Origin of the sequence: Methanohalophilus sp. DAL1, from assembly GCF_001683555.1 — an archaeon.
GTDB classification, from domain to species: domain Archaea; phylum Halobacteriota; class Methanosarcinia; order Methanosarcinales; family Methanosarcinaceae; genus Methanohalophilus; species Methanohalophilus euhalobius.
This window is the reverse complement of record NZ_MAFX01000031.1, coordinates 1-11,642: the sequence shown is the minus strand read 5'-3', so window position 1 is coordinate 11,642 and position 11,642 is coordinate 1. Positions and strand designations below refer to the sequence as shown.

The window sequence follows — 11,642 nt, the reverse complement described above, 5'->3', positions numbered from 1 at the left end:
TTACTACATTGTTCCGCATGATGCAGATCAACTCCTGCATCACCTTTTTCTTCGCTCATAAGAAACACCACGCTCCTTTTTATTGAAATGTATTATAGAGATAATAAATTAAAACCGGGAAACTTCCCGGCCTTTAAATTTTAGCCTGTGATTTGCCTGAATTTATCGCAGCAGTTGATTTCAATATCGAGAAGTTTCTCAATATTCATCTTGGATGCGATACCCTTGGCACATCCTGGAACGGATGTAAGTACACCAATGTCAAGCTCTTCACGGATTTCCCTCATGACATATTCGTCACTCAGGTCAAGTGCTTCCACACCGAGTTTCTTGGCAACGTAATCCTTGGCTTCATTTATGCGCATGTTCTTGGAGAACTGCATCCTGGCAACAAGGTCACCGCCTGCACGCATACCTGTAAGACCGGAGGCCATGATGTGTGAGATTGGCATACCTATCGGGTCGCCAACTCCTATCTATATACCATCGACACCGGCAATCTCGACCATTGCCTTGCTGGCACGGGTTACTGCATCGATTGGTGGAGTCTCGAACATTGGGATACCCCCGACACCCATACCCATGTCAACATGACAGGGGATGTTTGCAGTTTCAACTGCTGCTTTGGTGAAGGTTACTGCACGGGCAAGGTTCCATGCGGAAGACTTGCTTGTGTTGGTGTTACAGACCGGACCGAACACATTTGCACCGGCCTTTTCTGCAAGTGGTACCTGTTCATGTGGCCAGAGGCCTGCAAGGACATTACCTTCAAACTCAAGTTCACCGTGCATACCAAGAGTACATTCTCCGGCCATACCTGCTTCGATGTAGATGTTGGGGAATTCTTCCCTCAGTGCCTTGATAGAATAAAGGGAAGCATAAAAATCACCATCACCGGCTGCACCGATGGTATCAAAGTTGACACCGTCACAACCTACTTTCTGCAGGTGCTGCATGATCCAGGTCATGTCACGGGTTGCATGGTCACCGGCATGCTCGATGGATTCACGGGCTTCATTGATCTTGAAAGCCTTCATGAGGTCACCAGGGTTCTCGAAGGGACCATCTGGTGTATAATAGAGACCAAGATTGGGCATTGCACCGTAGAGAAGGGGCACAGTCATGTTCTGCTGGCAGACTTCCATTGCCTGCTGTTCTTGGGCAATGACCGGTTTGACTGGTTTGAAACTGTAGTCGATGTGACCCAGTTCCATGGTGTCTGCACCGAAACCTCTCTCGTGCATCATACAGCCAGTAAGACGGCTGGATGGGATGCCCACTCCACTGTTACCCTGGTCACCGTCGATCCTGAGGGTACCAATGTCGTGGGTTACCGGGATTTCCATACCTGGTTCGACACTGACTATACGGTTGGGATCCATAATGATATCTGCGAGCTTGTCAAGTTCATCCCCGGAAAGTTCAGGAATGTCACCCAGGTCTGCTGCATCTGCACTACCTTCCTGAAGGTCTGCAATGATCTGCTCCCTGGTCATGGAGATACGCTCACCATCTCCCATTCTTAAGAAATATTCATTTGCCATTGATAATCACCTTATAAGAGAAGCTCTTTTGCTTTGTTGACAGCTTCTGTTGCATTTTCTGCATAGCAGTCTGCACCGATCTTTTTGGCCCATGCATTGGTTGCAGGTGCGCCACCTACCATGACTTTTACCTTGTCCCGGAGACCTTCCTCTTCAAGGGCTTCGATGACTTCCTTCTGGCCCTGGAGAGTGGTGGTCATAAGTGCGGAAATACCGACCATGTTTGCGTCTGTTTCCTTGATCTTGGCAATGAAATCCGCTACAGGTGCATCACGACCAATGTCATGAACTTCGAAGCCTGAGGTCTGGAGCATGGTGGATACAATGGATTTGCCAATGTCGTGAACATCTCCTTCTACTGTACCATTGACAATTACACTGGCAGCTTTTTCGGATGCTTCTGGCATATCGTCTTTGAGTGCATCCACACCGGCCTGCATGGCTTCTGCAGCCATCATGACATGTGGAAGGAAAAGTTTACCTCTTTCAAAAAGAGTACCGACTTCGTTCATACCTGCTGCAAGACCATTCTCGATGATGTCGGGAGCCTCGAGTTCACCACGGGCTTTCTCGACAGCAGCAAGAACCTGGTCTTTCTTGCAACTGACAATAGCGTCAGACAATTCTTTGTATAATTCTTCTTTTGTCGTTGTTACAACCTCCTTAAAAAGTTCTATAGTGAAACTATAGAAAAAACACAATCAGCGATGGATATTGGCATGTGAATACCCACCTGCCAACTCCATCAACTGCTTAATATCTATATATATTTTACGTTTTAAAGTTTAGAAATTCGATACCCAAGTCCTTGCCTGCCAGATTGCCAGGAAGGCAATAATTAATACAACAGCTGGCCATACATAATCGGCAGCTGGTACATAGGCATTTGCAAAATATGCATCATAAGCTTCCATTGCAGCTTCTGTTTGAACCATTATTTAGCCTCCTTAAATTGCATTCATACATGCCTCAGATAGCCTGGCTTTTCCATCTTCAGTGATTACATACTTGTGTAGAAGGAAACCCTTCTTGTAAACACCTTCATCATCGACTTTGAGATCGACTTCCTTGATGAAACTTACAGCTGCGAGTTCAATCAGGTCCATATTTAACGTGCCACGAGAAAACTCGCCCTGAAAACCATAGTCCTTCATAGTCTGTTCTATGACTTCATAGTTCCAGTACTCTTTGCCATCCTGCATAATTTCCATCATTCTGATCTTTCTTGGTAAGTTTGACATTCTTGATTCCTCCTCATGCCCTAAGTGTTTCGAGTTCCAGACTCTCTTCGGAGAACATTATGAAACTACCAACGATACAGAGAGCACCACCAACCAGCACAGTCCACTGTGGCACATCACCGAAGAACAGTATGGTGGAAATCACAGCAAACATACCGTAAAGGTTTGCAATACCCTGACCGCGTCCTACACCAATCAGTGGGAAGGATTTATACCAGGATACATAGCAGAAACCGAAAGTAACTCCTGCAAATGCAAACATAAGCATTGTTAGCGGTTCAAATGCCTGGATAGCATATGAAAATACGTTATATCCAGCAAGATACAGCAGAGGCAATGCAACAATCACCCATATTCCAAGTTCAGCAATGAACCTCAAATGGAGACCAACATCGGCACTGGAAACATCCAGTCCCTTATCTGCAATAGCACCTTCAATACCCCATCCAGTTGCAGCCATAAGTCCACCGAGATATCCCATCCAGCCTATACTTCCGCTCTGGAGTTCAGTAATCATACCACCACCAAAGATGGTAACACTACCAGCGATGATAACAATAATACCCATTGCTGCTCTCTTACTGATTTTCTCACCATGCCATGCATTGGCAAGTCCTGCACCAACAACAGGGTAAAGCAAAGCAGCAACCGCTGCGAAAGCTCCTCCGCCAAATCCCATGGCAATGTAGGAACCAAGAATTGCAACAGGACCACCAAACAGAGATGCAAACAGGAACCATCTTGAACATGGTTTGAAAGCCTTTGCAGTTCTTACCATCTCACCATAGTTACCCAGTACACCATTCCATACAAGAAGTGCAATTACAACTGTCACAGCATTTATCGCGGTAATCAATATTGCCGTAACAACAAGTGCCATAGAGTCACCACTTGTAGCTGCGATATCTGCATACATTGTATCAAAAGGATTCAAATCCCATACGACGGTACTTGGTATATACCAGAGACCCCAAAGTACAGCACAGAAAAGTGCCCACATATATCCAAAGCGGATACGTCTTCCATGTTCTGCTTGTCTTAATGCTTGTAGATCTACCAAACAATCTCCTCCAGTTCATTTACAATTATTTATAGTTGATATAGCAAATATATATAGATATTAGAGAGGTTATAAATTTGTGGGTGTATCAAACAATACACCCACACACATCAACGGAATTATTCCATTGCTGCCTTACATTTGGTGACTGCGTCAGCTGCGTTCTCGGCGTAGATGTCTGCACCAATCTTGTTTGCCCAATCCTGGGTAACAGGTGCTCCACCGACCATTGTCTTGACGCCGTCACGTAAACCAGCCTCCTTGAGCTGTTCTTCTACCTGAGTCTGAAGGACCATGGTGGTGGTCATCAGGGCAGAGGAACCAAGGATATCTGGTTTATTTTCTTTTACAGCGTTGACGTAGTCAGCGATTGGCACATCTCTTCCGAGATTGATTACATTGAAACCAGCGATCTTGAGCATGGTTGCAACGATGTCCTTACCGATGGTATGAATGTCACCTTCGATGGTACCGATTGCGATTGTACCCTTGTTTTCGGATTTTGTGCTAAGTTTCTCAAGTTCGGGAGTGAGAACTTCAACACCTGCACTCATTGCTTCGGATGCAGCAATGACGTGTGGAAGGAAAAGAGTACCCTGCTCGAACTGATCACCGATTTCGTTCATTCCGGCAGTGAAGCCTTCCTGAATGAGTGCAACCGGATCAAGTCCTGCAGAGATACATTCTTCTGCAACTTCTACAACTGCATCTTCATCAAAATCCATAACTGCAGCTTTTCCTCTTTCTTGTAACTCTTCCTGTGTAGCCATTTTTATTCTCCTAAAAATTTAAATTGAAATTAAATTACATTGCGTTCCTGACATCTTCGTCTGCCCTGTCCATGACAGCTTTCATGTCTTTCATAAGGTCAGCATCGATTGGTGTAACTTCGTGGTTCTTCATGATGTCAACGACCTTTTCATGAGCAACGGTTGCAAGGTCCTTGGAACCTGCTGCTTCCCAGTCACCGAACATGTCCCTGTTAATGAGTTTTGGATCGGAGACTCTGTCGATGTAGTTTCTGGTCTGCTTGTGTGCAAGGAAATTCTTGCCGATTCCTACCTTCTGGATGGATTCTACACCAAGGGTCAGTTCGTCAACAGGAATTCCACGCATTGCGGACTTGGTCATCTCTATCATATCGTTGTCGAATACGAGCTGCTCAAGGGAGAAGGTCATACCAAGTTCAAGCATACCTGCACCATAGAGGGTGTTACATCCGGCAAATGCAGGAAGCAGGGTAGTCATTGTCTTCTCGTGACCTGCCTGGCCATCAGGAATCTTGGCATCAGCCTAGGTACCTGCAACAAAGGACGGGAGACCATAGAACTGTGCAAGTTTACCGACTGCCGCACTGATTAGACCAAGTTCAGGTGCACCAACTGGAGCAGTACCCCTCTTCAGGTCGAAGGTTGTGGTGGAACTACCATACCATACTGAAGTACCTGGTACAGTGATCTGTGCAAGTACGATACCTGCAAGGACCTCTGCATTGTGTGTAACGAGGGTACCAGCACGGAATACTGGAGATGAACCGCCGGACATAGCCATACTCAGGACATTTACAGGGATACCAAAGCGTGCACCCTTGATGATGACCTGACATGCGTTGTTGCTGAGTTCAAGTGGACTGGTTGGACAGAGAAGCATGGAGAATATTGGTTTCTTACGGGCTTCTTCTTCGTCTCCACCATAGTAAGCATGGACCATGTCCCTGTAATACTCGACACTTTCGCCTACAGGATCAATGTGGTGGTAGTGCTTGGAGGTGTTGGTCAATGGTGTGAATGTTTCGTGAACATCCTGCGCACCCTTGCCTGCCCAATCTCGGGCAGATACTGCGAGGGAGTAGTAGTCAATGTTGTCTGCCCAGTCACAAAGTTTGGCAGTGTCTGCTACATCTTGCTCAACAGAATCGACAGTCTTGTACTTGCCTGGTGCTTCATAGTTGCACATCTTGACACCAGTACCGAAGCAGGTCCAGTTGACCTTACCTTTGTGTTCCTGAACTGTGTTGTTTTTCTTGTCACGTCCCCAAAGAGTGAACCTTGAGGGAGCGTCCATAAGAGCTCTGTTTACAAGATATTCAGGGATTTTTACTACCTGAGATTTTTCGTCGACTTCACAGCCGGCTTCCTTGAAGATCTGTCTTGCTTCAGCATCAGAAACCTGGACACCCGGGTTCTGGAAGACTTCCATTGTTGCGGAATGGATCATCCTTAAATCCTCTTCAGAGAAGAGGTTAAGTTCAACGCCATTAAGAGGGCGTGCACCTGGATAGTAGTGTTCTTTCATTTCCTTTCACTCCTATATTTATTCATATTTCACGGTTTGGTGGATAACCACCAGCACAGGTTTAACATCGGACCAGGAGATGGGTGATCCGCATCCCATGCAATTTTTTAGCCAACAAATTACGGGAAGGAAAACCAACCCTTATTCATTGGCAAACTTACAACCTCCGTAAATAAACATAACAAACTTTGCCGAATATCCGTCAAATTTGTAGTGCTGTAAGTTCCATCTCCATTACTAGCTGTCATAATCTGATTTTTAATACGCCCATATATATTTGTCGGTAAAAGGCAGACCAGGGAGGTACCAGTAGTTATCACAAAAAGGAAAGATCAACATACATCCACCGATTAATGAGATAGGAATCAACTAAAAATCAATTATATTTGTCATTGGACCAATATCCTCAATGTAGAATCATCAAAGATAATGGACACCGTTTATATCAAATCAATTTTGCAACAAAATTACATAACAAAAACAAGGCAATTTGCTCCAAACCCCCCAATAACACACAAGTATTATTCAACATATTAATATTGATTATACAGACATTGTTATTTCTAAATATGAATATAGAGTAACAATAGGAATAACAGAATTATGAATGGCACAAACGGAAATTATAAATAAGAAGAAAAGCGCGCTCCACACGCGCCCGCTAAAAGAGAGAGATCAGATTGTTTTGATATCAATGTCTATGTAATGAATTGCATCCACCGGACAAATTGCAACACATCGATGGCAGGAAGTCCCAAGGCATTTTTCACTATCATAATGCACATATTTCTTACCGCCTTCTTCCAGCGCTATAATAGCATCTTCAGGACATTCCTCTTCACACTTACGGCAAAGAATGCAATCCGGAGCCTCCTCTTCTATTACGATACCCAGATTTCTCACAACTTCAAGGCCTTCTTTGCCTACTTCATCAATATCCTTTATGACCCTCTTTTCAATTACAGGATCTTTATAAGGCTCAGGTAATGTTGGAAGACCATACATTTCAAGCATCTGATTGTATGTTTCAATGGGCATTCCCTGTGTCCAGTAGGAAAGTTCACAAACATAGAAGTTCGAGAATGTTTGGCTTTCTGCCATCATCAAATGGTCGGCCTTTATTTTGTTGGCTACTTCCTTAACATCCTCAAGACGACCTACATCAAATACAAGTTCCCTTGCAAGGGAGATAGAAGTGTTACCAAATTGCACTATTGATTTGGAAAAGTTTGGACAGGACCCCAGTATCCTGGCTTTGTCCGCATCAATATATGCACCTGTTGCACCGGACATATACATATAATCAAGGTCTTCATAGGCAAGACCTGCTTCAACAAGTAAAGTCAGGTGTGCAGCACGTATCGCACCAATAGCTTTGCCTGCTTCTTCAATATCCCTGTCATAAATTTCCACACCATCAGCCAGGATAATTTTACCGTTGGGCAGATTTGGAAGTTTCTCGATTAATCCAGTATCCAGGGCAACCGAAATTGTCGCAATTACACCCGTACCGGTAATCCCTTTTACAATCAGGTCACTGGCTTCTTTTATGTCACCGGTGGCCGGGTCAATCAGATGGGCTTTACGGGGAGACATATCCTCATCCAAAATCGTAATTCTCCAATAATCACCCTCAGGATTTACATCGGATATTGCACCGGGACTTGCAAGCATACCACAGGATATACCCTGCCCCTCAATTGCAGGACCTGCAGCTGCACTGCCAGTAATAATCTTTTCCCCTACTTTAAGTGCCATTTCGGCATTTGTACCATAATCCGTTACAAGAGAAGGTTTTTCCTGTTCATAGAAATCGGTCTTAATCATCATTGCCAGTGCATCGGCACCAATTTCATGTTTGATTGCGGGAGGGACTATGATTTCGCAATTTGGAAGGGGAATCACACCATCAAATATCTCAGAAGCATCGAAAACCCGGGCATCACGCACCACATTTTCGACACCAAGCTTTTTTTGTTTGTTTTTACCTGCATACGCCAGGTCGCGGATCTCAATGTTCTGGAAAATTGAAAGCTGTATAGGATTTCCACATATAGCAATACGTCTGATATCTGCCGGGTCAACATCAAGTCTTTCGATTATTTTCTTTACCGTATCCATCATTATTTCATGTGAAATATCAGGACCTACCTGAATAGAAAAATCCAGATGATCCATCACATTTCCGCCCGGCAGAGGATGGCGCATTGTAATAGCAGTCTTTAAAACATCCTTCGTATCAAGATCAATCAATTGTGCCCGAAAACCACTTGTTCCCAAATCTAGAGCAATACCATACATTTTATACACCTCTATTAATACAGAAAGTAATGCATAAAGAAGATAAAATTCAAAGGTATATAAGGTTTTGTGAAGTAATCACAAAACCACACTGTTACATAATAATTAAATTGCTATACGCTGTAAATCAGCTTTTGTTCTCAAAATCAAATCCCAGTAGGAATGTACCGCTCCCACATTCGTTCTTCTCACACATCCTTTCTTTAATGTATTCATCAGTAGGAGGTGAGGGGGAAGCCAGAATTGCATCACTAACGCCTTCAATACAGCCTACAGGTTCACATTCTTTGGGTGGGAGGACAACTACAAGCGGTTCCTTGCTGCTATTGGCATCCATAAGGACCTCTTTGTCATAAATGATAATATTTCCTATTACAAGAGAATCGGCACACTTTTCCACTTCTTTAATCCTTTCGGCATCCTCAGTGTCTTCACCCACTTTTTTATCTTTATGCTTTAAGATTACATTTGGGCCAGAGGGCCATTCATAATCCATGTCCGTAAAGAAAGACACAAGTACGTCCATATCAAGTACTTTTTTCACACCCTGATTATCACCTCTACCCAGACCCATTAAAGTCATCTGGTCAGCCTTTTCCTCCATTTTTCTTATGGTTTCCCTGTCCTCTGAAGAAAGTAGTGTTGTAGCACCTACACCTTTTACCTGACCCAGTTTTTCAAGAACCTGTTCGATTATTTTATCTCTGTCCAATTTGTATCCCTCATAAAAGAATGATTAAGTCATTTTAATGAACTGCTAATAATCTCTTTCTTTTGGATATTTAAGGATGTCGAATTATTCCCGGAGAAAAACTATAGTTAGGAACATAATCATAGTGGTTTTGTAAGAAAAGTGCATAACTGTTATATAAGACCACCAAACATAATTATCAGAGAGAAGCACCAATCATAACAGGAGTTAAAATATGACAGAAGTTACTGTAAACTCAAGAATCTGTGGTTATAAGCATAAAATTAATGCAGAAAAAGAAGGAAAAAAAGTTAAAGTCGATATTACCAGTGACTGCAAAAAAATACAGGCAATGTCAAAAATGGAAGTACCCAGAATGGAAATTTTTGACATACGGGACAACTACATCACCAAAAAGGCACAGGAAGCACACACATGTCCGACCTGTATCGTACCCAGTGGAGCAATTCATGCCTGCCATCTTGAATCAGGATTCATTTCCAAAACACTGGCAAAAGAATCAGGTAGTGTCAGTATCGATTTTGATGAAGAAATTGATGATTAACCCAGTAAATACATTAATCGCCCAATAAAGGAGACATAAGAAAGAATGACAATAATACCAGTTGCACCGGTTGGAAGAGTTATCAGAGAAGCAGGTGCAGAGAGAATTAGTGAAAGTGCAAGTGAGGAGCTTGCCAGGATACTGGAAGAATATGGCATGAAAATATCGACTGAAGCCATTGCTCTTGCCAGGCATGCAGGAAGGAAAACTGTTAAAGAAGTAGATATAAAAATGGCAGTTGATATTGCACGCAAGACACGTGACTAAGTTTAAACTGCAAGACCCATAACACCAATTCCTATCAGTGTGGATATGGTTACTATAAAACCGGCAATCATGACCCCTGCCAGAATGGCAATAAGAGAGTGTCTGAATTTGATTCCAAAAACAAAAGCTGCTGCACAACCGGTCCATGCACCGGTAATCGGAAGCGGGATGGCCACAAACATAACCAGTGCCATGGTTCCGTATTTTTCAAACCTCTTCGAATGGTTACGGTGGGTGCGTGCAAAAAGCCACCCAAAAAACCTGTCTAAAATATAAAAACGCCTGAGCCGGGATGAAACCGGCTCAAGAAACAATAAAAGAGGCACCACTGGAAGCATATTACCAAAAACAGCCAGAAAATATGCTTCCAGGGGAGACATATTGTATAAACCTATAGCTATTGGGATTGCACCCCTGAGCTCGGTTACCGGCAAAGCAGCCATTACTATGGTAGCAAGCCAGGAAGGAACAGAACCCAGTAAACCGATAAGATGGCCACCAAAAAGCATTCAATAACCTTATTCCTCACCTTCAATGGAGAGATGGGCAAGTAAAGCATCCAGCTGGATGCGCTCGTCAGCCCCCTCAGTTATCCTGAAATCGATTTCACCCAGCACATCAACAATTGAGACAAGTTTCCGGGCAGGCATGTCAAGATCAAAGAGAGACCTGTAAACCTGACCTACAACATCTTCCCCCGACAAACCTCTTAAAACCATTAAATCTTCAAGCTTTTTGCGAGATGAAATAAAGTTGCCTCCAAGAGCACTTTCCAAAAGGGCCCTTATTTCTTCAGGATGGGCCGTGGCAGTAATCCGATAAATACTGTCCGCATGGATACTGGAATCAAACATTGAAGCAGCCTGAACGGCATTTATTGCTTTGCGCATATCCCCTTCTGCAACATATTTGATGGCTTCAATACCATCATCTGCAATATCCAGACCTTCCTTTTCTGCTATATACCGACAACGTTTGCCTATTGCATCATCGGAAAGAGGACGGAACCTGTAAACAGCACATCTGGATTGGATTGGCTCAATGATCTTGGAAGAATAATTACATGAAAGAATAAATCTGCAATTGTTCGTATAGCGTTCCATGGTACGTCTCAATGCAGACTGCGCATCAGGTGTGAGAGCATCTGCCTCATCAAGAAAGATTATCTTAAAATCCGCTCCACCTATTGGAGAAGTTTTTGCAAAATTCTTTATTTTGTTCCTGACCACATCAATACCACGCTCATCCGAGGCATTCAGTTCAGTGAAATTTTCCCGCCAATCATCCCCAAAAAGTTCTCTGGCAATCGATACGGCAGTAGCTGTTTTTCCTACACCGGGCGGACCTGAAAAAAGCAAGTGTGGAAGATTATTGGTTTTTATGTAGGACCGCAATCTTTCAATTGTATCTGATTGTCCCACCACATCTTCAAGCCTGTAGGGCCTGTATTTTTCAATCCATATTTCTTCTTTCATAGCTATCCTCCAGATACGGGGAGCAAGGGGGGTAAGAATAAGATTTAATTAGAGTTTGAACTACTCCACGCTTACGCATGGAGATTCCTACGAGTTGTTATATCATTCATTGGATGTATTTGGGATACATCAAATGTCAATAACCCTGTTTGTCGTAGATTATGAGCAAAATGCTCATAACCTGTCCAAATGGCATTCTGTGA

At 43.4% G+C, this 11,642-nt stretch carries 11 protein-coding genes and 2 pseudogenes; 2 read left to right on the top strand and 11 right to left on the bottom strand.

Going from position 1 to position 11,642, the window contains the following annotated elements; translation table 11 throughout:
• Positions 1-140: 140 nt before the first annotated feature.
• The 9 genes and pseudogenes from mtbB to A9957_RS06525 form a co-directional block, all read right to left on the bottom strand.
• A pseudogene (gene mtbB, locus A9957_RS06565) lies at positions 141-1,544 on the bottom strand ([dimethylamine--corrinoid protein] Co-methyltransferase).
• An 11-nt stretch (positions 1,545-1,555) separates the two neighbouring features.
• Complete coding sequence (gene mtbC / locus A9957_RS06560) at positions 1,556-2,167, bottom strand: dimethylamine corrinoid protein MtbC (RefSeq protein ID WP_292343589.1); 612 nt, start codon at positions 2,165-2,167, stop codon at positions 1,556-1,558.
• A gap of 162 nt (positions 2,168-2,329) precedes the next feature.
• Positions 2,330-2,479, bottom strand: coding sequence for a hypothetical protein (locus A9957_RS06555; RefSeq protein ID WP_165868983.1), 150 nt, complete (start codon positions 2,477-2,479; stop codon positions 2,330-2,332).
• 12 nt (positions 2,480-2,491) lie between these two features.
• Positions 2,492-2,785: a hypothetical protein gene (locus A9957_RS06550; protein WP_292343588.1), complete on the bottom strand. Its 294-nt coding sequence runs from the start codon at positions 2,783-2,785 to the stop codon at positions 2,492-2,494.
• Positions 2,786-2,798: 13 nt separating this feature from the next.
• A complete protein-coding gene (locus tag A9957_RS06545; RefSeq protein WP_292343590.1) occupies positions 2,799-3,785 on the bottom strand; it encodes a DMT family transporter in 987 nt (328 codons plus the stop codon).
• A gap of 179 nt (positions 3,786-3,964) precedes the next feature.
• Complete coding sequence (locus A9957_RS06540; protein WP_096713060.1) at positions 3,965-4,615, bottom strand: B12-binding domain-containing protein; 651 nt, start codon at positions 4,613-4,615, stop codon at positions 3,965-3,967.
• A 34-nt stretch (positions 4,616-4,649) separates the two neighbouring features.
• Positions 4,650-6,140: pseudogene (gene mttB / locus A9957_RS06535) on the bottom strand ([trimethylamine--corrinoid protein] Co-methyltransferase).
• Positions 6,141-6,815: 675 nt separating this feature from the next.
• Positions 6,816-8,441: a methylamine methyltransferase corrinoid protein reductive activase gene (locus tag A9957_RS06530; RefSeq protein WP_292343587.1), complete on the bottom strand. Its 1,626-nt coding sequence runs from the start codon at positions 8,439-8,441 to the stop codon at positions 6,816-6,818.
• Between the two features lie 127 nt (positions 8,442-8,568).
• Positions 8,569-9,153, bottom strand: a complete 585-nt coding sequence (locus tag A9957_RS06525) for a hypothetical protein (RefSeq protein WP_128754159.1) — start codon at positions 9,151-9,153, stop codon at positions 8,569-8,571.
• A gap of 214 nt (positions 9,154-9,367) precedes the next feature.
• Between A9957_RS06525 and A9957_RS06520 the strand changes: the two genes are divergently transcribed.
• Both A9957_RS06520 and A9957_RS06515 read left to right on the top strand, forming a co-directional pair.
• Positions 9,368-9,697, top strand: a complete 330-nt coding sequence (locus A9957_RS06520) for a DUF6951 family protein (protein ID WP_096713063.1) — start codon at positions 9,368-9,370, stop codon at positions 9,695-9,697.
• Positions 9,698-9,742: 45 nt separating this feature from the next.
• On the top strand, positions 9,743-9,964 hold the full coding sequence (locus A9957_RS06515; RefSeq protein ID WP_096713064.1) for a histone family protein: 222 nt from the start codon (positions 9,743-9,745) through the stop codon (positions 9,962-9,964).
• A gap of 2 nt (positions 9,965-9,966) precedes the next feature.
• On the opposite strand, the gene A9957_RS06510 is transcribed toward A9957_RS06515, so the two are convergent.
• Both A9957_RS06510 and A9957_RS06505 read right to left on the bottom strand, forming a co-directional pair.
• Positions 9,967-10,473: a small multi-drug export protein gene (locus tag A9957_RS06510; RefSeq protein WP_096713065.1), complete on the bottom strand. Its 507-nt coding sequence runs from the start codon at positions 10,471-10,473 to the stop codon at positions 9,967-9,969.
• Between the two features lie 9 nt (positions 10,474-10,482).
• Positions 10,483-11,439, bottom strand: coding sequence for a replication factor C small subunit (locus A9957_RS06505; protein WP_096713066.1), 957 nt, complete (start codon positions 11,437-11,439; stop codon positions 10,483-10,485).
• Positions 11,440-11,642: the final 203 nt, after the last annotated feature.

What these genes read in the sequence shown, in the direction of transcription:
- A9957_RS06555 (WP_165868983.1), bottom strand. Translation starts at nt 2,479, where the DNA reads ATGGTTCAAACAGAAGCTGCAATGGAAGCTTATGATGCATATTTTGCA.
- A9957_RS06515 (WP_096713064.1), top strand. Translation starts at nt 9,743, where the DNA reads ATGACAATAATACCAGTTGCACCGGTTGGAAGAGTTATCAGAGAAGCA.
- A9957_RS06545 (WP_292343590.1), bottom strand. Translation starts at nt 3,785, where the DNA reads ATGTGGGCACTTTTCTGTGCTGTACTTTGGGGTCTCTGGTATATACCA.
- A9957_RS06510 (WP_096713065.1), bottom strand. Translation starts at nt 10,473, where the DNA reads ATGCTTTTTGGTGGCCATCTTATCGGTTTACTGGGTTCTGTTCCTTCC.
- A9957_RS06540 (WP_096713060.1), bottom strand. Translation starts at nt 4,615, where the DNA reads ATGGCTACACAGGAAGAGTTACAAGAAAGAGGAAAAGCTGCAGTTATG.
- A9957_RS06530 (WP_292343587.1), bottom strand. Translation starts at nt 8,441, where the DNA reads ATGTATGGTATTGCTCTAGATTTGGGAACAAGTGGTTTTCGGGCACAA.
- A9957_RS06550 (WP_292343588.1), bottom strand. Translation starts at nt 2,785, where the DNA reads ATGTCAAACTTACCAAGAAAGATCAGAATGATGGAAATTATGCAGGAT.
- A9957_RS06520 (WP_096713063.1), top strand. Translation starts at nt 9,368, where the DNA reads ATGACAGAAGTTACTGTAAACTCAAGAATCTGTGGTTATAAGCATAAA.
- A9957_RS06505 (WP_096713066.1), bottom strand. Translation starts at nt 11,439, where the DNA reads ATGAAAGAAGAAATATGGATTGAAAAATACAGGCCCTACAGGCTTGAA.